The sequence below is a fragment of the Bacillus sp. FSL R9-9530 genome, from assembly GCF_038008145.1.
Lineage (GTDB): Bacteria > Bacillota > Bacilli > Bacillales > Bacillaceae_G > Bacillus_A > Bacillus_A mycoides.
This window is the reverse complement of the sequence record NZ_JBBOYO010000001.1, coordinates 3067598-3089353: the sequence shown is the minus strand read 5'-3', so window position 1 is coordinate 3089353 and position 21756 is coordinate 3067598. Positions and strand designations below refer to the sequence as shown.

16 protein-coding genes are annotated in these 21756 nt (G+C 35.8%); 10 read left to right on the top strand and 6 right to left on the bottom strand.

Annotation, left to right across the window (positions count from 1 at the left end):
- Complete coding sequence (locus MKX66_RS15490) at nt 1-1053, bottom strand: YheC/YheD family protein (RefSeq protein WP_002010850.1); 1053 nt, start codon at nt 1051-1053, stop codon at nt 1-3.
- Nucleotides 1054-1178: 125 nt separating this feature from the next.
- On the opposite strand from MKX66_RS15490, the gene MKX66_RS15485 reads away from it, so the two are divergent.
- Nucleotides 1179-2324, top strand: a complete 1146-nt coding sequence (locus MKX66_RS15485; RefSeq protein ID WP_033708825.1) for a DUF445 domain-containing protein — start codon at nt 1179-1181, stop codon at nt 2322-2324.
- A 143-nt stretch (nt 2325-2467) separates the two neighbouring features.
- The gene (locus MKX66_RS15480; RefSeq protein ID WP_002030016.1) at nt 2468-2821 is read left to right on the top strand and encodes a YlbF/YmcA family competence regulator; all 354 of its coding nucleotides are present in this window, start codon (nt 2468-2470) and stop codon (nt 2819-2821) included.
- Between the two features lie 152 nt (nt 2822-2973).
- Here the strand turns inward: MKX66_RS15480 and MKX66_RS15475 are convergent, their stop codons facing one another.
- The gene (locus tag MKX66_RS15475) at nt 2974-3570 is read right to left on the bottom strand and encodes an NDxxF motif lipoprotein (RefSeq protein ID WP_088292456.1); all 597 of its coding nucleotides are present in this window, start codon (nt 3568-3570) and stop codon (nt 2974-2976) included.
- A 24-nt stretch (nt 3571-3594) separates the two neighbouring features.
- The gene (locus MKX66_RS15470) at nt 3595-4152 is read right to left on the bottom strand and encodes an HAAS signaling domain-containing protein (protein ID WP_215590782.1); all 558 of its coding nucleotides are present in this window, start codon (nt 4150-4152) and stop codon (nt 3595-3597) included.
- 411 nt (nt 4153-4563) lie between these two features.
- Between MKX66_RS15470 and alsS the strand changes: the two genes are divergently transcribed.
- The 4 genes from alsS (at nt 4564) to MKX66_RS15450 (ending at nt 9484) form a co-directional block, all read left to right on the top strand.
- Nucleotides 4564-6252: an acetolactate synthase AlsS gene (gene alsS, locus MKX66_RS15465; protein WP_002125517.1), complete on the top strand. Its 1689-nt coding sequence runs from the start codon at nt 4564-4566 to the stop codon at nt 6250-6252.
- A gap of 16 nt (nt 6253-6268) precedes the next feature.
- Nucleotides 6269-7027 (top strand): alpha-acetolactate decarboxylase, encoded by a 759-nt coding sequence (gene alsD, locus MKX66_RS15460; RefSeq protein ID WP_002030021.1) that lies wholly within the window; start codon nt 6269-6271, stop codon nt 7025-7027.
- A 218-nt stretch (nt 7028-7245) separates the two neighbouring features.
- Nucleotides 7246-8325, top strand: coding sequence for a tetratricopeptide repeat-containing glycosyltransferase family 2 protein (locus MKX66_RS15455; protein ID WP_215590783.1), 1080 nt, complete (start codon nt 7246-7248; stop codon nt 8323-8325).
- Between the two features lie 49 nt (nt 8326-8374).
- Nucleotides 8375-9484, top strand: coding sequence for a glycosyltransferase (locus tag MKX66_RS15450; RefSeq protein WP_002169077.1), 1110 nt, complete (start codon nt 8375-8377; stop codon nt 9482-9484).
- 179 nt (nt 9485-9663) lie between these two features.
- Here MKX66_RS15450 and MKX66_RS15445 read toward each other — a convergent pair whose 3' ends face one another.
- Nucleotides 9664-10278, bottom strand: coding sequence for a DNA-3-methyladenine glycosylase (locus MKX66_RS15445; RefSeq protein WP_012260391.1), 615 nt, complete (start codon nt 10276-10278; stop codon nt 9664-9666).
- 134 nt (nt 10279-10412) lie between these two features.
- Here MKX66_RS15445 and MKX66_RS15440 point away from each other — a divergent pair, with 134 nt between their 5' ends.
- Nucleotides 10413-11285: a Cof-type HAD-IIB family hydrolase gene (locus tag MKX66_RS15440; RefSeq protein ID WP_012260392.1), complete on the top strand. Its 873-nt coding sequence runs from the start codon at nt 10413-10415 to the stop codon at nt 11283-11285.
- 397 nt (nt 11286-11682) lie between these two features.
- The gene (locus tag MKX66_RS15435; protein WP_341086633.1) at nt 11683-15648 is read left to right on the top strand and encodes a SpaA isopeptide-forming pilin-related protein; all 3966 of its coding nucleotides are present in this window, start codon (nt 11683-11685) and stop codon (nt 15646-15648) included.
- A 101-nt stretch (nt 15649-15749) separates the two neighbouring features.
- Here the strand turns inward: MKX66_RS15435 and MKX66_RS15430 are convergent, their stop codons facing one another.
- Nucleotides 15750-17453 (bottom strand): S-layer homology domain-containing protein, encoded by a 1704-nt coding sequence (locus MKX66_RS15430; protein WP_012260394.1) that lies wholly within the window; start codon nt 17451-17453, stop codon nt 15750-15752.
- 250 nt (nt 17454-17703) lie between these two features.
- Between MKX66_RS15430 and MKX66_RS15425 the strand changes: the two genes are divergently transcribed.
- Nucleotides 17704-19194, top strand: a complete 1491-nt coding sequence (locus MKX66_RS15425; RefSeq protein ID WP_002010930.1) for a coproporphyrinogen III oxidase — start codon at nt 17704-17706, stop codon at nt 19192-19194.
- Between the two features lie 271 nt (nt 19195-19465).
- Complete coding sequence (locus tag MKX66_RS15420; protein ID WP_341086631.1) at nt 19466-21022, top strand: fatty acid--CoA ligase; 1557 nt, start codon at nt 19466-19468, stop codon at nt 21020-21022.
- A gap of 26 nt (nt 21023-21048) precedes the next feature.
- Here MKX66_RS15420 and MKX66_RS15415 read toward each other — a convergent pair whose 3' ends face one another.
- A complete protein-coding gene (locus tag MKX66_RS15415) occupies nt 21049-21519 on the bottom strand; it encodes a hypothetical protein (RefSeq protein ID WP_201051320.1) in 471 nt (156 codons plus the stop codon).
- Nucleotides 21520-21756 lie beyond the last annotated feature (237 nt).

Here is a 21756-nt window from a genome sequence, read left to right as displayed (position 1 = left end):
TTATGGTGTAAATCGGCTAAACTTTAATGGACCATGAAAAATTTGTTCAGCCAGTTCGTCGTTGTACCTAGTATAAACATCGTAAGAAGGCATCGTATTGACGTACATAAGCCAAATGGCACCTTTTTGATCCATAATGGTAGAAAGCTCTAGTTCAAATAATGAAGAATAGGACTGATCGAGTGTTTTAAACACTTCATTTACAACATCATGTAAAGCATCTTTTAATAATTGAACGCCAGTTGGAGAAAGTAAATATTTAATTTTAGAAAATGGATGTAACATAGAACGTTCTGTTGCTGAAAGTAAAAATTGTGCTGGGAATGAAGATTTTTGTATAAATTGACCGAGCACTTTCCAATTCTGTTCTTTATTTTTTTGCATAATGGTTCGAATATGAATCGGATATGATAGTTGATTTGGAGGTTGTAACATTGGATGAATCATATAACGGAATGAGTGTATGTTCGATTTGCACCATGATATAAATTTATCTGTTCGTTTGAATTGAGTAGAAGTATGATGTTGTTCATTTATTGTATCGATATGAAATGTTTTATTTTTGTAAGTGGCCCGATATAAATTTTCATTGGAGTGTATATTGATTGGTCTTATAATAATATCTCTTGTTTCTAGTAGTAATTTAAAAATTCCTTGTACTGTTCCTTTTATTATTTTTGGTACGTAAGGGGAAAGACGTTTATTAGTAAGAAAAAGATTGTGTAAATCGCTTGGGTTAATAAGTGTGTTGTTTAAAAAAGTAGTGGAAGAACGTTTGTGTAATGAATGAATAATCGCATTTGCTTGTTGGAATTCCTCATCCTCTTTGAAATGACAACGATCATATATATATGAAGGAATGGGAAAGGTTTGATCTATCCAATTTCCTGTATCTGTATCGTAAATAAGACCAGAAACAAGATCTGTCTTTGAATCAATGCTAAACGGTGTGAATTGGGCAACGACGTTATGATAAAGACGAGCTCGCTTAGCGATTTCGGTGTAATACGTTTGCTCGTGATGGAGCCCGGAAGTTAAAAGACCAAGAACCAACGAAATCACTCCTTTAGTAATAAGATGTTTGCATTATAGGCGAAGCTATATATTGCAAATACGTTTTTATACCATTATACTTTTGTCCGTATGATGATATGCTATAGTTTTGGAGAAGTGAAAGGTTGATTGTGATGAATATATGGTTAAATATGTTAATAACGACAGGGCTCGGGGCAATTATTGGAGGATACACAAATCATTTAGCGATAAAAATGTTATTTCGTCCTCATCGTCCGATTTATATTGGGAAGTTTCAAGTTCCATTTACGCCAGGGTTAATTCCGAAGCGCCGCGATGAGCTTGCTGTTCAATTAGGTAAAATGGTTGTAGACCATTTGTTAACACCAGAAGGAATCGGAAAAAAACTAACAAATAAAGAGTTTCAAACCAGTTTAATTCGCTGGACACAAGTGGAAGTTGATAAAGTAATTACAAATGAACAGTCGTTACGGGATATGTTAGAAAAATGGAATTTAGAACATGTAGAAGAAGAGGCGATCGGGAAAATCGAACATGTTATTACAGAAAAAATTCATGCATTTTTAGCAGAGTACTATACATATACATGGGAACAGGCGTTACCTCATTCTGTTCATGAAAAAGTAGAGAATGCGATTCCGAATGTAGCATCTTTTATTTTAAAAAGAGGAATTAGCTTTTTGGAAAGTGAAGAAGGAAAGGAACGCCTTTCAAAAATGATTGATGACTTTTTCGCTTCTCGCGGAACGCTGCTTAACTTAGTTGGTATGTTTTTAGGGAATGTAAGTTTAGTTGATCGCGTGCAGCCGGAAGTCATTAAGTTTTTAGGACAAGATGGAACAGAGCGTCTGTTAACTGATGTACTGCAAAAAGAGTGGGAAAAGTTAAAAGGAAGAGACGTAAAAGAATTAGAAACGTTCGTAGAGAAAGAAATGATTGTGAACTCCATATTGTCAGCGGTTAAAGTAGAGGAAACAGTGAGTAGATTTTTAAATCAGTCTGTTCAGCAAGTATGTGAGCCAGTTCGAGAAACAATCGTTGAAAAAGTGGTCCCTAGCGCAGTAGAGAAAGGCTTGAAGTGGGGGACAGAAAATGTGGGAAGTATATTGGGAAATCTACAGCTTGCGGAAATTGTCCAGCAGGAAGTATCTACATTTTCAACAGAGAGACTAGAAGATCTCGTATTGTCCATTACAAAAAATGAGTTAAAAATGATTACATATTTAGGGGCGTTATTAGGAGGAACAATTGGATTTATTCAAGGGTTGTTACTCTTGTTCCTTAAGTAATAAAGATGGGTGCATAGAAATAAAAGTGAAATTTCTTCCCATCTCTTGCATAGTTTGATATGGTAGGAAGAGGTGCGTATGTAAATGCACTTAAAAGGCAGTGCGAGCGAAAAGCGCTAGCCTTCTAAAGGAGGAAAAATAAAATGACAAAAAACATTCATGATGTTGCATATGAATTACAAAAAACAATCGCTGAAAACGAAGATTTCCAAACACTAAAAGCAAGCTACGCAGCAGTACAAGGAGATGCAGAGTCAAAGAACTTATTCGAAGAGTTCCGCACGATGCAACTTGGCTTACAACAAAAAATGATGCAAGGCCAAGAAATCACTGAAGAAGACAACCAAAAAGCACAAGAAGTTGTAGCTCGCATTCAACAAGATGCTAAAATCACAAAGTTAATGGAAACTGAGCAACGTTTAAACATCGTTATCACTGACGTTAACAAAATCATCATGAAGCCACTTGAAGAATTATATAGCGCGCAACAAGCGTAATGATAGAAGACGCTCCTACTATAGGGGCGTTTTTTTGTGTAGGAAATTTGATAGTCCTTCCACAAAAAATCCCCTTCAAAATAGCCATGTGTTAGTGACTGTTTTGAAGGGGATATATGATGTATCTTTCAATTTCTCTTTTACATATATAATTACTTGTTGAAATACTCAGTTCTAATATTTTTTTCTTTCAAAAACTTTTCAATTTCTTTTTGCTTCCTACCATTAACTTTCTCAAAGCGTTTTGTAAAAGAAAAATCAGTTTTGAATAAGTTACCATCTTGCGCGAGTTTGTCTAATTCGTCCTCTAGTTCTACTGAAAGTGCCGTAGATGCTGAAATAAAATCATGAATTTCCTTCGAAGGCTTTTTGTAATCATCAGGGATCGTATTGTTACTAATAAAATCATGGAAATTCGCATCATTTTGTTTTGCTAAATCTACTAGTTGCTTTAATTTCTCACGGTCGGATTCCGTGACATTCTCGTCAGACATAGATGATGAAAGTGGAACGATGTTTTCGTCTAACTCTCCGCTATAATCTAAATAAGTTTTTATATTTTGTTTCATTTCGTCTTCGTTAATCGTTTCATTCTTTTTTGAGGAAGTGAATATAGTTTCTGGAATTTTTATCGTTACATCTTTAATAGATTGCACATCGTTTTCTTCCTTAGGTTGTGCACTGTTTGAACAAGCTGATAGAAATAAAATTGTAAGTAACATGAGTAGATATAAAGTATACTTCTTCATTTTAATCTCCTTTTATATTCATTATTATCTTTGTAAAATAGCTATATTCCATTTCAAATACTTTACTAAAGTTGCGTATACATGTTTTACCATTTGGTAAGATATGACGGATATGAGTAAACCGCTGCAAAAAGCGATGAACACATTATAAACATCGGAATAACTAATTTGATGAAATCCTTTAAAAAAGCCTAACCCTATTAATAAAATAGGTGAAATGATTAATAATGGAGTGGCAATGATAAGGGCTAGAAGAATCGGTAATAAAAAGAGTAGTACGAAAAAGGCGATAATGATAAAGGCAAAGTTTAAAACACTTAAGCTCATAACAGAAAATAGTGCGGTTATCATATTTTTAAAGCTTCGTTTATTATCAGCGTTATGTATTGCATAGGAGACATTAAGCTCTTTCGCGATCGTTTTAGGGTTTCCTAGTTTTCTAGCAATTTCTTCTTCACATTTCCCATCCTGTTTAGCACTGATAAAATGAGTTTCATACTCTGAAATAATATCTTTCTTTTCTAAACTAGGCATATTCCGCAGGGAAGAACTAAGTTGTTCTAAAAATTCATTTTTCTTCATAACAATCACTTTCCTTTATAAAATGATGAATTAAAGCTGAGAATCCTATCTTTTGAAAAGGGGATACGAATTATAAAGCGCGTTCCAATTATTGGGTATTCCAATATTTACAAATATATCATTTAGTAATGTTCTTTGCAAGGTACTATAATCTTATTAATACTGTGATTAGATGGAATTTTTTCGTGCATTTTTAGAGAAGATATAAAAATATTCTTTTAGGATAAACAAAGGGTTGTAAGCGTATTCCTTAGAGGTTGTCAAAAAACTGTCAAATTCATATCGTTGGAAAAATAATGCATTTGTACTATAATAATAAACAAGATATATTACACTATGTTAATTAATGTGGTGAAGTATATAAAATTAAAATCTTTATTACACACATTATGAAATAAAGGGATGATTAGTTTGAGTACAGGTGTAAAAGCAAACGACGTGAAAACAAAAACAAAAGGAGCAGATCTTGTTGTTGATTGTTTAATTAAACAAGGTGTTACACATGTTTTCGGTATTCCAGGAGCGAAGATTGACTCTGTATTTGATGTACTGCAAGAAAGAGGACCAGAGTTAATTGTTTGTCGTCATGAACAAAATGCAGCTTTTATGGCAGCTGCTATTGGTAGATTAACAGGGAAACCGGGCGTATGTCTTGTAACTTCAGGACCAGGGACATCAAATTTAGCGACAGGTCTTGTTACTGCGAATGCGGAGAGTGATCCCGTTGTTGCTTTAGCTGGTGCAGTTCCGCGTACAGATCGATTAAAACGTACGCATCAATCTATGGATAATGCTGCATTATTCGAACCAATCACTAAATATAGCGTAGAAGTCGAGCATCCTGATAATGTACCAGAAGCACTTACTAATGCATTTCGAAGTGCTACTTCTACAAATCCAGGAGCAACACTTGTAAGTCTTCCGCAAGACGTTATGACTGCGGAAACGACAGTAGAATCTATCGGTGCGCTTTCTAAGCCACAGCTTGGAATCGCTCCCACAAATCATATTGAATACGTAGTAGAAAAAATAAAATCAGCAAAATTACCAGTTATTTTACTCGGTATGAGAGCAAGCACCAATGAAGTAACGAAAGCAGTTCGTGAGTTAATTGCTGGTACAGAACTTCCTGTTGTTGAAACGTATCAAGCAGCTGGTGCAATTTCGCGTGAGTTAGAAGATCATTTCTTCGGCCGTGTTGGATTATTCCGTAACCAACCAGGTGATATTTTACTAGAAGAAGCGGATTTTGTTTTATCTATCGGCTATGACCCAATTGAGTATGATCCGAAATTCTGGAATAAACTTGGCGATAGAACAATTATTCACCTTGATGATCACCAAGCAGATATCGACCATGATTACCAACCAGAGCGTGAATTAATTGGCGATATCGCTTTAACTGTAAATAGCATTGCGGAGAAATTACCGAAGCTTGTATTAAATACGAAATCAGAAGCAGTTTTAGAACGATTACGCTCGAAATTATCAGAGCAAGCAGAAGTTCCAAATCGTGCTTCAGAAGGTGTTACGCATCCACTTCAAGTCATTCGTACACTTCGTTCTTTAATTAGTGACGATACAACCGTTACATGTGACATCGGTTCCCATTCTATTTGGATGGCGAGATGTTTCCGTTCTTATGAACCACGTAGACTATTATTTAGTAACGGTATGCAAACGTTAGGTGTTGCACTTCCTTGGGCAATTGCTGCTACTTTAGTTGAGCCGGGTAAAAAAGTTGTTTCAGTGTCAGGTGACGGTGGTTTCTTATTCTCTTCGATGGAGTTAGAAACAGCGGTACGTTTAAATGCACCGGTTGTACATCTCGTTTGGAGAGACGGTACATATGATATGGTTGCGTTCCAACAAATGATGAAATACGGTAGAACATCAGCTACAGAGTTTGGCGATGTTGATCTTGTGAAATATGCAGAGAGCTTCGGAGCAATAGGTCTTCGTGTCAATACACCAGACGAATTAGAAGGTGTATTGAGAGAAGCGTTAGAAGCAGAAGGTCCTGTCATTATTGATATTCCAATTGACTACCGTGACAACATTAAATTAAGCGAAAAATTATTACCAAACCAATTAAACTGATGGGGGCATGAGTGAGATGACTGTTGCGCAATTAATTGATATTGATGCAAAAAGAACGAAAATGAGTAATGAAGTATATCAAACATCTACAATGCTTGCGCTATTAGATGGTATATACGATGGTGTTATTAACTTTGAGGAATTGAAAGAACGTGGTGATTTTGGCATCGGTACATTTGATCAATTAGATGGTGAAATGATTGCGTTTGATAATGAGTTTTACCATTTACGTTCAGACGGTTCAGCGGAAAAAGTAGAACCGGAAGAAACAACACCGTTTGCGACTGTAACGTTTTTTGAAAAAGAAATGAGTTATACGGTAGAGCGTCCGATGAATCGTGAAGAAGTGGAAGCATTATTACATGAGTTAATGCCAAGTAAAAACTTATTTTACGGTATTCGAATGGATGGAACGTTCCGTGAAGTAAGAACGAGAACTGTTCCAAGACAAGAAAAACCGTATACGCCGCTCGTTGAAGTGACGAAATCACAACCGATCTTTTCATTTAAAGATACAGAAGGTACGCTAGCTGGATTTTGGACACCAGATTACGCGCAAGGTATTGGTGTAGCTGGTTTCCACTTACATTACATTGATGATGAAAGAAGCGGTGGCGGGCATGTTTTCGACTATGTTGTAGAAAACTGTACGATCCAAATTTGTCAAAAAGCTCATATGCATTTAGCACTTCCTGAAACAGCTGATTTTATGGCAGCTGAATTATCAAGAGAAAACTTAGAGAATGATATTGCGACCGCGGAAGGTGCGGAGTAAAAAGGAATCGAAATTATGTATTCTCTATATAAAGAACCGAAGTCTTGTTCAGGCTTCGGTTTTTTTCATTGATTTGCAATCTTCGAGTGAAATTCCCCTATCCAATTTCACTGCACCGCCTCATTATGTTTCTTTTGTAAAATGAAAACTCAATTTTGAAGCAAAAGAAATATAAATTTCTCTCCAAACATATACATCAAAAGGATAGGGGGGATATGATGGAAAACTCCATTACTATTAGTTTATGCATGATTGTAAAAGATGAAGAACAAACTATATCAAAATGCTTAGAATCGGTTAAAAGTGTTGTGGATGAAATTATTATTGTAGATACAGGTTCCACAGATGCTACAAAAGAAATTGTGAAGAAGTACGACGCGAAAGTTTATGATTTTCAATGGATTGAAGATTTTTCAGCGGCACGAAATTTTGCGTTTTCTAAAGCTACAAAAGAATATATTCTTTGGCTAGACGCAGATGACATAATAGATACGGAAGATATAAAGAAATTGTTGCAGTTAAAACATACGTTAGATCGTAGTACGGATGCAGTATCTATGAAATATTATTTAACTTTTGATATAGAAGGAAATCCAACACATTCTTTAAGGAGATATCGATTAGTCAACAGAAGTAAAAATTTTCAATGGTATGGATTTGTTCATGAATATTTAGAGGTGTATGGAAATCTTATAAATAGTGACGTAGGGGTAAGTCATAAAAAAGAAAAAGCATATACTAATCGTAATTTAAAAATATACGAAAAACATCTTGAGAGTGGAAAAGAGTTTAGCCCCCGCGATGTGTACTATTATGCAAATGAATGTAAGGATCACAGATTATTTGATAAGGCTGTTAAGGGGTATTCTAGGTTTTTAGATGAAGAAAAGGGTTGGGTTGAAGATAACATTCAAGCTTGTTTAAAAAGAGCCGAATGTTATTTAGAATTGGGAGACTTAAAAAAATCTATACAGTCTTGTTTACAATCATTTACGTATGACACGCCTAGAGGAGAACTTTGTTGCCACTTAGGACGTTTATTTTTGCAACAAGGGGAATATTCTAAAGCGATATATTGGTACCATGCAGCAATTGACGGGCCCAGGCCAAAGGATTCGCCGTTTGTCCGAGAAGAGTGTCATACATGGTTGCCGCATATTCAACTATGTATTTGTTATGATCGAATAAAAGAATATGAAAAGGCAATTTATCATAACGAACAAGCTGCACTGTTCATACCTAATAATCCGAGCATTGAATATAATAGAAAATATTTTGATAGTTTATCGGAAAAATAATATTTAATAATACTAGATATCATTTTGGCTGCTGAGAGGAGTTTGATTCATGCTCACAAGTATAATTATATTGACTCATAATCAATTACAGTATACAAAAGAATGCATCCAAAGTATTAGAACTTATACAGTGGAACAAGAGTATGAGTTAATAGTTGTGGACAACGCGTCAACAGATGGTACTGTAGAATGGTTACAAAAACAATCGGATATTATGCTAGTGGAAAATGCGGAGAATATGGGTTTTCCAAAGGGATGCAATCAGGGAATTAAAGAGGCAAAAGGTGACAATATTCTATTATTGAATAATGATGTGGTCGTAACTGAAAATTGGCTAAGTAACTTAATTCGGTGTTTATATGAAAGTAAGGATACTGGAGCGGTAGGGCCCATAACTAATAATGCCGCTTACTATACTGCTATACCAACCTTTTATAAAGATATTGAAGGAATGCAGAAGTTTGCAACTTTATATAATCAAAGTGATAAAAATAAATGGGAAGAACGTATGAAATTAATCGGATTCTGTATGCTTATAAAAAAATCAGTGTTAGATGAAGTTGGATTATTAGATGAACGATTTACACCGGGGAATTATGAAGATGATGATTTGTCACTAAGAATGTTTGAAAAAGGATATAAACTGTATTTATGTAAAGATACATTTATTCATCACTACGGAAGTGTCTCATGGAAAGAAGATAGTATGAAATTTTCTGTAGTTTTACATGCAAATAATATAAAATTGTATGAAAAATGGGGATTTTATGGTGAAAGTTTATACATTCATTATGATTTACTAGCAATTGTAGATCGATTTGCGCCTGATCAAGTGAATATTCTTCATATAGGAGCTGGATGTGGTGCAACTTTATTAGAAATGAAAAGGCGTTACCCGGCAGTTCCCATATTTGGAGCAGAAATTAATGAAAAAGCAGCAGCTCTTGCAAATAGGGTAGCTCCTACAACTTCTGCTGAGTATGACAAGTTACATGAGGTATTTACAGATGAAAAATTCCAGTACATTTTGTTATCACATCCTATTGAGCCAGCGAAATTACCGCAGGTCATACAATCTATGTCACAACTTTTAACGCCAACAGGAACTTTCATTATGTCGAAATTCAATTTGGATAATTATTATGCATTAAAAAAATAATGCTTTTAAGATTTTCTCTTTGGAGATGAGCTGTATTTGGCAATGCTTTAGGAACAACGGTTTCTTTTATAGAAACAAAACCGAAATCCGAGCCCGGATTTCGGCTTTTCGGCGTTTGATGAATTACGAAAAAAGAGCTATCCTATAAGTTGGTTTCACTTACTTATAGGATAGCTTCTTTATTTTGAAACAAACGGATGCTTTTCATAATAAAACCGCCATGGATAGTGAACGGCTTCTTCTGCATAATCAATATTAATACGAGGGCCAGCTATTATGTTATGTGTGGATGATAAATGGTCTTCTTCAGGAACTAATTCAATATGTAACGTATCACTTTGAAGTGATACGCCGCGCTCTTCTAAAGTGATTCCGAGCGCGCGGCATAGTTTTCCGGGGCCATTTGTTAAGTTTTTATACTGAGCTTTCGTAATGTCAGTTTTGTTGTAGCGCGCTAGTTTCATGTCTTCGATTCCATCTACAGGTTCAAGGGCACGAATGAGAACTCCTTGCGGGGTGCCGATTGGTGCTGTAATTACGTTAAAGCAATGATACATGCCGTAAATTAAATATACGTAAGCATGTCCCGGTGCACCGAACATTACTTCTGTTCGATCAGTCCGTCTGCCTCCGTAACTATGAGCGGCCTTATCATCTGGACCTTTGTATGCTTCTACTTCTACAATAAAACCGCTCCGCTTTATGCCGTCTACAATATGAACGAGTTTATGTCCGAGTAACTTCTTTGCGACCACTAATGTATCGCCTTCATAAAAAGAAGGAGGTGCCTGCATTGTACTATCTCCTTTGCCAGTTGTATATGTATATAGTAAACCAAATTTTCAGTAGTAATTCTAACTCGTTCTATTTACTACATTTATTTCATAAATTATGGATAGAGTACAACAGCGAAGAGGGGGAGTGCGACATGATTTATCGCTTACTAGCTCTTAATATAGATGGGACACTACTATACAACAACGGAAAAATCGCAAAAGGGTTACGGGAGACAATTGACTTTGTGAAAAGAAAAGATGTATACGTTACATTGTTTACGAATCGTAATTTTCAATCTGCTCATAAAATAGCGAAGGCGTTAAAATTAGATTCTATATTAGTTACACATGGTGGTGCTTTCGTTTCAGCGACGTTAGATAAGCCGTTCGTTCAAAGGAGATTATCTGAAGAGAAAACCTTTAATATTGTGCAAGTGTTAGAGCATTTTGATTGTAATGTTCGCATTTCTCATGAACGATATTCAATTGGGAATCGTGAGAGAAATACACCAAACTTAATTGCGCGTACTGTATTATCAAGCGCAGATCCATTATTTTATCCGGTTCAATTTGTAGATTCGCTAGGGGATGCACTGCGTGATCATCCAGTAGCTGCACCAAAAATTGATATTGTTTTCCATACGAAAGGTGAAAAAGAAAGAGGGATGAATACGTTAAAAAAGGCATTTCAAGATGTAGAGTACGTCGAGTGTGATGAAAGACATATAGAAATTCTCCCTCAAAATGTATCAAAACTACGTGGTTTACAATTACTTGGGGAGCATTTAAATATTAACCTTAGTGAAATGGTTGCGATTGGAGATAGCGTAGAAGACTTAGAGGTAATTGAAAATGTTGGGCTTGGGGTAGCGATGGGGAACGCTCCTGTAGAATTAAAGCAAGCGGCGGACTGGATTACACGTTCTAATACTGAGAACGGCGTAGAGTACATGATTAAAGAGCATTTTCGTAAGCAATTCCCGCTTCCTTTTTTAAAGAATCATAAACATACACCGAAACGATGAAAGAAAAACGTAGCTTTTTGGCTACGTTTTTTTGTTGAACTTATTAAAATGAATGAAGGCATTTTAAAATGTGAATTGTGTATGAAATCTATACAATTCACTTGAATACTCTAGGAAAATGTTGTAAGGTGGATGATGTTGCCAAAGTAGTTACACCACATGAAATATTCTTCAGATTAATTTTATTGGGCTCCCGTACGTAAAAACACTTCAGCATGTTAGTTTAGTTCACGTATTATCTCAAAAATGAATTGTAGTAGTTTCGCCAATTAGTTGTAGAGCTTCTTTGTTTTATTTAAATGGATTATTTGTAAATTAGTATGAATAGGTTTTAAGTACATCTGAAATGTACTTCTTGTTATAAGTTTTTGAAATTTGAAAAGGGGGAATGAATTTCTTGAGGAAATCATTAAGTCAAAAAGTAAAAAAGATATGCAGCAGTTTTATAATTATATTGTTAGTATGTATGAATTTTTTAATCCATTTACCGTATAAAGCAGAGGCAGCTACAACAGAATTAAAAGGTTTAGGCGATACATCTTATTATAACGCAATCATTTTTGGTGATCATAGTGCAACGAGTGCGGATATTGAGGGTGCGATGGCTGTTCAAAAGAACATGAACGCATCAAGTTATACAGTCGTAGCGGCTGCAACTGGAGCAAACAACTTAGCTGGAGCAACATGGAAAGATGAAGGATATCCATCATTATTACTGGGTGGTCAATTTACGAAAGCGGGAGCAGGACAAGTAATCATCCAAGATGGAACAGTGGCGATGACAAAAGATGGTGACCCAGAAGGTGCAATGAAATCATCTTATGACCGTATCTCTTATAAAGAGCAAGCAGAGATTGATGCCAAGTTCAAAGAATTTAGAAAAGACGTTGATGGTGTAATTGGGGATGCGGGTCAATTGCAAACTGATAAGCCAAAACTTAATATGAGCTTTGGAATCGGTGAAGATGTAAACAACCCTAATATTTACGTTTCTTCAGGCTTAACAGGAAAGAAAACATTTGATGTAAGAGATGTTTATCTTCCGAATGTAAATAACAAAGACTTTATTGTTATTTATTCAGACGCAGAAGAAGTGAATTTTGGTAGCGGTGCAATTTTGTACGATACGAGAAATACTGGGATGGCAACAGACTTAATTAATACATCTCAAGCATATGACCCTAATTCAGCTTTTACTGAGTTAGCTAATAAAGTCATTTGGGTGTTCCCTAATGCTACAAAGATAACAACTAAAGGTTATGGTGTAGTAGGTAGTTTGTTTGCGCCTAATGCTGTTGTAGAGACAAAAGGTGGTTCTATTAACGGACAAGCCTATGTTGGAGGATTACACCAAAGAGATGGATTTGAGGTTCATAACTTTAAATTTAATTGGCCAAAGTGGAATAAGCCAGTAGTTGAAAAAGGAAACTTACAAATTAAAAAAGTTGATGCAAATGATGAAAATATTGTTTTAAAAGACGCAAAGTTTGATGTTATAGACAAAGATAATACTGTTGTGGCTACTGTTACAACGAATGAAAAGGGTATTGCTGAAGTCAAGGATTTACCACTTGGTGACTATTTTGTAAAAGAAATAAGTGCACCAGAAGGATATATAAAAGTTGATACACCAGTAAAAGTAACAATTGATAGTACAAACGTAATTGAAATTGTTATGAAGAATACGAAAAAAGTAGAGAATGGCCAATTTAAATTATTGAAAAAAGATAGTGAATCTGGTCAACTTCTACCAGGTGCAAAATTTGATGTTATAGATAAAGATGGAAATGTTGTTGAAACAATTATTACAGATGGTAAAGGTGCAGCTTTATCAAAACAACTTCCAGTTGGAACATATACATTAAAAGAAGTTGAAGCACCAAAAGGTTATGAGATATCATCTAGCTCAGTTCGTGTTGATGTAGAGGCTAATAAAGTAGTTACTGTAGATGTGTTGAATAAAAAGATCGTTGAAAAAGTAACAGGTCAATTTGAAATCGTAAAAGTAGATGCGAATGATAAAACTAAGCTACTATCGGACGCAGAGTTTGAAGTGTATAAAGATGGTAAAAAAATAGATACATTACGAACAGATAAAACAGGTAAAGTAATCTCTAAGAAATTAGAACCAGGAAAATATACATTAAAAGAAACGAAAGCACCACAAGGATATAAGTTGTTAAAAGAAGAAATTGAAGTCGTTGTGGAAGCAAACAAAGTAGTACAAGTACAAGTAGAAAATGCGAAAGAACTAGGAAGCTTACAAGTAATCAAAAAGGATGCAGAGAGTGGAAAAGTTTTAGAAGGCGCGGAATTCAGACTAAAAAACGAAACTGGTCAAGTAGTTGGAGAAGCGAAAACAACGAATAAAGATGGTGTTGTGACATTCGAAAACTTAGTGCCAGGAAAGTACACGTTAGAAGAAACGAAAGCGCCGGAAGGCTACAAAGCGGTAGAATTAAAAGTGGAAGTAAATGTTGTAGCGAATGAAGTAGTAAAACAAGAAGTTGCGAACGAAAAAGTAACAGGTCAATTTGAAATTGTGAAAGTAGATGCGAAAGATAAAACAAAGCTATTATCAGATGCAGAATTTACTGTGTATAAGGATGGTAAAAAGGTAGCAGAGTTGAAAACTGATGAGAGTGGAAAAGCGATGTCACCGAAATTACCATTAGGTGAATACACAGTGAAAGAAACGAAAGCACCAGCAGGTTACAAGATTTCAAATAAAGAATGGAAAGTAACAATTCAAAATGAGAAAGAAGTAGTAAAAGTAGAGGCAGAAAATGAAAAGCTCTTGGGCTCTCTACAAATTATTAAAACAGATGATAAAGATCAAGCGGAACGTTTAGCAGGCGCAGTATTTACATTGAAAGATGCTAAAGGAAATGTTGTAAAAGAAAAAATTACAACAGATAAGTCTGGAACGGTTAAAGTAGAAGGACTAGTACCGGGTGAGTATACGTTAGAAGAAACAAAAGCACCAGAAGGTTATGAGTTAACAAAACAAGTAATTCATGTAACAGTCGACGGTGAAAAAGTTGTTGATGTAAAAGTAACGAATAGTAAGAGCCTTGGTCAATTTGAAATCGTAAAAGTAGATGCAAACGATAAAATGAAGCTTTTATCAGACGCAGAATTTGAAGTGTATAAAGATGGTAAGAAAGTAGAGATGTTACGAACAGATAAAACAGGTAAAGCAATCTCTAAGAAATTAGAACCAGGAAAATACACGTTAAAAGAAACGAAAGCACCAAAAGGATATAAATTACTAAAAGAAGAAATTGAAGTCGTTGTGGAAGCAAACAAAGTAGTACAAGTACAAGTAGAAAATGCGAAAGAACTAGGAAGCTTACAAGTAATCAAAAAGGATGCAGAGAGTGGAAAAGTTCTAGAAGGCGCAGAATTCAGACTGAAAAACGAAAATGGTCAAGTAGTTGGAGCAGCGAAAACAACGAATAAAGATGGTGTTGTGACATTCGAAAACTTAGTGCCAGGTAAGTACACGTTAGAAGAAACGAAAGCACCAGAAGGCTACAAAGCGGTAGAAGTTACAGTAAAAGTAAGTGTTGTAGCAAATGAAGTAGCAAAACAAGAAGTATTGAATGAAAAAGTGAAAGAAAAAATCACAGGTCAAGTAGAAATTACAAAGATAGATGCTAATGATACAGATAAACAATTAGAAGGTGCAGTGTTTGAAATTCTGAAAGATGGAATAAAAATAGACACATTAACATCAGATAAAAATGGTAAAGCAACTTCGAAGAAACTGGAACCAGGAGATTACGTTTTAAAAGAAGTCCAGGCTCCAGAAGGATATAATTTATCTGATAAGGGAATTGAATTTACGATTTCTAATGAGAAAGTAGAAGTTATAAAGCTTCAAATTACCAATGAAAAAGAAACAGGAAAAGGTCCAGAGAAACCAGGTGGAGAGACAGAAACACCAGGTGAAGGAACAGAAAAGCCAGGTGAAGGAACAGAAAAGCCAGGTGAAGGAACAGAAACACCAGGTGGAGAAACAGAAAAGCCAGGTGAAGGAATAGAAAAGCCAGGTGAAGGAACAGAAACACCAGGTGGAGGAATAGAAAAACCAGGTGGGGAAACAGGAACACCAGGTGAAGGAATAGAAAAGCCAGGTGAAGGAATAGAAAAGCCAGGTGAAGGAATAGAAAAGCCAGGTGAAGGAACAGAAAGCCCAGGCGAAGAAGTAGAAAAGCCTAACTTACCAGAAAAAGAACAAGGTGGTTCTAATAATCAAAAACTTCCAGCTACAGGGCATAATACGGATTACCTTCCATTTATAGGTGTAATTCTGGTGTTATTAGGAGTACGTTTAAGATTTATGACTAAAAATAGTTAATAGATGTATAAAAGGCAAAAGAGATAATATTATCTCTTTTGCCTTTTAGGTTAATACAGAAGGATTAAAGTAAAAACATCTATATTTAGTTATAAATGTTTTTAAGCTTCAATCACGTTAAGCATTCTGTTTATAAATGCAGCTGCGTGAGCACGTTGTGATGGTCCTTTTGGTACGAATTGATTAAATTCGTTACCTTTTACAATTCCATATCCATACACTCTTTGTACTTCTTCTTTAGCGTAAATTAAGTTTTGGTCTACGAATGGTAGTTCAACTGGTTTTGCGAAAATACCAGCGTGTTTTAGAGAACGATCAATCATAATAACAGCTTCTTCGCGTGTAATTGTAGTATTTGGATCAAAGGTATTATCACCACGTCCGCGGATTATGCCTGCGCTTGCTGCACGATTAATACCGTCTCTTAAAGATGGATGTACTTGTTCTAAGTCTGTGAAATTAGCATTTCCACTTGGTAATTGTAAAGCACGAGTAATTAATGTAGCAAATTCAGCACGCGTTACAAGACGTTCTGGGAAGTACTTGCCGTTCCCTTCTCCTTGCATAATGCCTCTAGCTGCTAATTGACGAATGTCTTGTTCATACCATCCACCTGTAATATCATCGGTTACTGGATCTTTTCGGTTTTCCTTATAGTATGTTTCAGTTCCTTTTAAGAAAGCATCCCATTGTCCGCGTTGAATCATATACGCAGGGCAATTTTTTCCTGACCAAAATTGGTGTTTTTGGACCTTATCTAGAGAAATATTTAATTCGTTCATTAAATAAGCTGCTAATTTACGGGCATTCTCTACCGCTTTTTCATAGTTTCCATCTTGATTAACGGCAATTTCAATTCCGATAGATTCATAGTTTCCAGTTTTATTTCCAGCATGCCATCCAACTTCATTTACTGGAAGATGTTGATAAATTTCTTTATCATCTACTGTGAAATGCCAAGATGCGGCGCGATCAGCTGTTCCGCGTGCTTGACTATCTAAGAATTTTGCGTGATTTAGAGCATTGGCACCTTTCGCTGGATTAGCCGTTTCGTGAATCGTAATATATTTAGGGACCATCGCGTAGCCAGGGCGAATGTCGTCATTTCCTTTTGGGACAATCATTTCTTTAAATGTAACGCCATAAATATTGTTTGTTTGTAGAGTAGCTGGAGCTCTCAATAAACTACTTTTAGCAGAACGACCGTTTTTTAATAATGAAGCTTTTGTACCTTCAAATGTAGCAGAAGGTGCATAAATCCATTTTGATGTTTCATTTATTTGGACTTTAAACCAATTTCCTGCTTGTTCAGTAGGAATAATTACTTGAGGCTGTAGTTTACCCTCTTCTTTAAACGTTTGGAATGGTAATGAATGTATGGAAGCTTCTTCTTTCACAATTAATTTTTGATTAGATAGTTTATGAATCTCTTGAACTTCTAAGCTATTATCATTGTTATTTATCCACCCAGCGCCAGCTGGAGTTGTTATGTAGTATGCATTCCCTTTTTTCTTTGTCGCCGTTACGACTTGTTCTGTAATCTCGATATTCGATTTGTTTTTTAAATCATTCGCGGTATATAATGAATGTTTTTTTGATGTGTATAGTAGGAATTGGCCAGTAACCTCGATATCTTCTTCATGAGTACTATGCTCTTTCACATGCTCTTTGATACTTTTAAAAACTTGATCCTCCGTATATACTTCGGCGGATTTTTCAGCACTCTCTGCAAATGAATAAGTAGGTGCAAGAACAGTTTGTAATGCAAGAGAGAGAGTTAAAACACTATAAAATTTCTTTTTCATATTTTTTTTAACACATTAGATTATGGAATCTAGTGTTAACATTCCTCCTTTATATATTGTATTTTCACTATGTATAGATTTTCATACTAATAAATTTTAACAAGAGAAAATCATGATGTCTATATACATGAGCGATATTCATAAAAAGAATTATTTGAAAAAGTGTAAGAGAAACAGGTAAAACCTTCTGTATTGACCTTCAAACGCCCTTCAAGTAAACTAAAGAGAGTTTGCAAATGAAAAGGTGATAATGTTGTTAATTTCAATTAAAACGTTACAAGATGATCGTTTTTTACGTCCGCTACAAAATATTGGCGGTTTATTTTTTGAAGAGAGCACGATAGGGTTTGAGAAAGAAGAAGCAAATCTTATCGTTGATATACAGATAGAAGGTAATGTGACAGCATCGGCTCGTTTAACAGATGTTGCAACCGGAAATGTATATGAAGAAACATTCGCAAAAGATTTATCTGCTTTCACAGAAGAAAAAGAACGTATGAAGCAAGTGAAACATGTTGTTTCTTACGTATATCTTTCTGTACTTCAACAGCTAACTGGACTTGAACAGAGCTGGGGAATATTAACTGGGGTACGCCCAACGAAACTTCTTCACAAACTGCTTCAAAATGGTATGTCAAAAGAAGAAGCGCATAAAGAACTTCGTGAAAGTTATTTAATTCATGAAGAGAAAATTGAACTTCTTCAGCGTATTGTTGATTGCCAATTAGCGGTTGTTCCGGATTTATACCGTTTGAAAGAAGAAGTAAGTATTTACATCGGTATTCCGTTTTGTCCTACAAAATGTGCGTACTGTACGTTCCCGGCTTATGCAATTAACGGACGCCAAGGATCAGTTGATTCGTTCTTAGGCGGGTTACATTATGAAGTTCGTGAAATTGGTAAGTTTTTAAAAGAAAAAGGTGTTACAGTTACGACGATTTATTACGGCGGCGGTACACCGACGAGTATTACAGCAGAAGAAATGGATATGTTGTATGAAGAAATGTACCAAGCTTTCCCTGATGTGAAAGATGTACGTGAAGTAACAGTTGAGGCAGGTCGCCCAGATACGATCACACCAGCAAAGCTAGAAGTGTTAAATAAATGGAATATTGACCGTATTAGTATTAATCCGCAGTCATACCACCAAGAAACACTAAAAGCAATTGGACGTCATCACACTGTAGAAGAAACGATTGAGAAGTATCATTTAGCACGTGAAATGGGAATGAACAATATTAATATGGATTTAATTATTGGTCTTCCTGGTGAAGGATTAGACATCTTTAAGCATACGTTAGATGAAACAGAAAAGTTAATGCCAGAATCGTTAACAGTTCATACGTTATCATTTAAACGTGCTTCTGAAATGACGCAAAACAAACGTAAATATAAAGTAGCAGGTCGCGAAGAAATTACTGCGATGATGCATGAGGCGGAAGAGTGGACGAAGAACCATAATTACGTACCATACTATTTATATCGTCAAAAAAATATTTTAGGTAACTTAGAAAACGTTGGGTATGCAATACCGACGCAAGAAAGTATCTACAATATTGTTATTATGGAAGAAGTACAATCGATTATCGGACTTGGTTGCGGGGCATCAAGTAAATTTGTTCACCCACAAACAGGAGCAATTACACACTTTGCGAATCCGAAAGATCCAAAATCATATAACGATGGCTTCGTGAAATATACAGAAGATAAACTGAAAATTTTAGAAGAGCTATTCGTGTAAGAAGAAGGGGGTTGTTCCGATTTGGAACAGCCTCTTTTTATATTGTCAGTTTTTGTCGGTAAGTCGATATATTCGAAAAATAGCTGATATAAATTGAGTTGCGTTCGATATATTCAAAAAATCGCCGATGTAATTTCATTTACCATCAAACGGTCCATATGTAAAACTATGTCGATAATAATCAGAAAAATTAGTCAGGTTATTAGAGGAAAATGTCTACTTATAGACGAAATGATAGATTTATGAAAGGGAAAAGGGGGAAATTGTTGGCATGTACATGACGATAGGGAGAATTTTTGATTTGACAGTTGGCAAGTATCCGAATAAAGAGGCGTTAGTAGAACCAGAAAAAAATATTCGTTGGACATATAAACAGTGGGATGAGCAAATAAATAAAACGGCGCAAGCTCTATTGAAAGAAGGAGTAAGAAAGGGAGATTGTGTATCTGTTTACCTATATAACTGTCGTGAATTTGTAAACGTTTACTTAGCCTGTGCGAAAATTGGCGCGATCTTCAATCCAATTAATTTCCGCTTAAAAGCAAAAGAATTATCGTATATCCTCCAAGATGCAGCCTCGAAAGTAGTTGTCTTTGAAAAAGCAGTCGGATCAACAGTTGCTATGATTGAACGAGATTTTCCAAATTCGTCTTTTTGGTACGTGGAAGAAGATGCACCTTCCTATGCTAGTTCTTACCATGAAAAAGTAAATGAAGCATCAGCTGAGAAAGTAGATATTGTAGTCGATGAAATGGATTTTTGTTCTATGCTTTATACGAGCGGAACGACTGGTCATCCGAAAGGCGTACTACATCGCCATCGTGATATGGCTGAGCATAGTATGATTTGTACGTATTTTATAAAATATAACAGGGATAGCGCCGGACTTGTGGTAGCGCCTTTATATCATTGCGGCGAGTTAAACGCTGGAATCATACCGCGCATTCAAGTTGGCGGAAAGAATGTTATTTTACATCATTTTGATACGGATAGAGTATTACATACCATTCAAGAAGAGAAGATTACGACGTTTTTTGCAGCACCGACGATGTGGAATATGTTACTGCAAAAAGATCTAACTAAGTATGATTTAACTTCAATGAAAATCGGTGTATACGGCGGAGCTGCAATGGCACCGGCGCTAGTGAAGGAATGTAAAGAGCGCCTTTATATTGATCTTGTTCAAATTTACGGAATGACAGAAATGGGACCAGTTGTTGCGTTTCTCGTAGAAGAGGATCAAATTACGAAAGCTGGTTCAGCAGGAACACCGTGCTTTAGCCATGAAATTCGAATTGTGAAACCGAACGAAGATGGACCAGCAGAGCCAAATGATACGTTGCCTCCTTATGAAGTTGGGGAGATTATTTTGCGCGGCCCAACTATGATGGCTGGTTATCATAACCGAGAAGAAGCAAATGCAAAATCGATGTATAAAGGCTGGTATCATTCTGGTGATTTAGGATACTTCGATAAAGACGGCTATTTATTCGTTGCAGACCGCGTTGATGATATGGTAATTAGCGGTGGCGTAAATATTTATCCTCGCGAAATTGAAGATTTCCTTCATAGTCACCCTGGTGTATTAGATGTTGCAGTACTTGGTGAGCCCGATGAACTATGGGGAGAGCGTGTCGTTGCGGTTGTTGTAAAGAAAGATGAAAATATTACAGAAGCTGATTTAGAAACGTATTGCAAAGAAAGTGATGAATTAGCAGATTATAAACGTCCACGTCATTACTTATTTGTAGATGAACTTCCACGTAATGCGAGCGGGAAGTTGCAGAAGTTTGTGCTGAGGGAGTCGTTAAAAGGGGCAAAAAAATAGAAAGTGGGGACACCCACTTTCTATTTTTATTTACGTGAAAATCCTTCTTCATCAAGGTATTCCGCAGCTTCTGGATAAGAGTTGAATGTACCGTCTAAGTTTACGCCAGCGTAAACGTTCCACATGTCATCCTCTTGAATAAGAGTTAGGACATGACCGTCTTCGTTACGCCATTCTTCTTCCGCAGCAGGTTCCATTGGTGCTACAATTTCCTCTTGCTCCTGTGATAGACGTTCAATTACTTTTTCAATTAATGAACGCAGTTCTTCTTCTGAAAACTCACGGATGTTAATCATGCCTTTATCATCTGTTTTATAACCTTTAATGAAGTTTGCATATACAAATCCGTTTCCATTTGGGTGTAAATGATATACAACGTTCTTTTTATCTAAACGACTTTCTTCAAAGTGGAAGTTTACACGTTTTAATGATACGTTCTTTCTTTCTAGTTCTGGGAAAGATTCAATAATCGATAATTTTTCTTCAAAAGTTAGCATAGTGCCTCCAAGTATATAGTAAAAGATTTAATTTGTTCATTATAGCATAGTTGTAATTGTTTCCAAAGGTAAGGGGGAAACTTTTATTTGGATGCGTTTACTTCACGATACTGTAAAGAGTTTCTTATAAACAGGCTAACGGATGAGTATTTTTAGGTGTACAATGGAACGTGGACTTTATCCCGCATTAACGGGCAGTAAGACCTCCACCTCAAATTTCGGCGAATGCGAGGAAGT

Bases quoted from the DNA above. Each gene is read 5' to 3' on its own strand.
- MKX66_RS15480 (WP_002030016.1), top strand. From the start codon at position 2,468: ATGACAAAAAACATTCATGATGTTGCATATGAATTACAAAAAACAATC.
- MKX66_RS15475 (WP_088292456.1), bottom strand. From the start codon at position 3,570: ATGAAGAAGTATACTTTATATCTACTCATGTTACTTACAATTTTATTT.
- MKX66_RS15415 (WP_201051320.1), bottom strand. From the start codon at position 21,519: ATGCTAACTTTTGAAGAAAAATTATCGATTATTGAATCTTTCCCAGAA.
- MKX66_RS15425 (WP_002010930.1), top strand. From the start codon at position 17,704: ATGTTGTTAATTTCAATTAAAACGTTACAAGATGATCGTTTTTTACGT.
- MKX66_RS15430 (WP_012260394.1), bottom strand. From the start codon at position 17,453: ATGAAAAAGAAATTTTATAGTGTTTTAACTCTCTCTCTTGCATTACAA.
- MKX66_RS15455 (WP_215590783.1), top strand. From the start codon at position 7,246: ATGGAAAACTCCATTACTATTAGTTTATGCATGATTGTAAAAGATGAA.
- MKX66_RS15445 (WP_012260391.1), bottom strand. From the start codon at position 10,278: ATGCAGGCACCTCCTTCTTTTTATGAAGGCGATACATTAGTGGTCGCA.
- alsD (WP_002030021.1), top strand. From the start codon at position 6,269: ATGACTGTTGCGCAATTAATTGATATTGATGCAAAAAGAACGAAAATG.
- MKX66_RS15470 (WP_215590782.1), bottom strand. From the start codon at position 4,152: ATGAAGAAAAATGAATTTTTAGAACAACTTAGTTCTTCCCTGCGGAAT.
- MKX66_RS15420 (WP_341086631.1), top strand. From the start codon at position 19,466: ATGTACATGACGATAGGGAGAATTTTTGATTTGACAGTTGGCAAGTAT.
- MKX66_RS15440 (WP_012260392.1), top strand. From the start codon at position 10,413: ATGATTTATCGCTTACTAGCTCTTAATATAGATGGGACACTACTATAC.
- MKX66_RS15450 (WP_002169077.1), top strand. From the start codon at position 8,375: ATGCTCACAAGTATAATTATATTGACTCATAATCAATTACAGTATACA.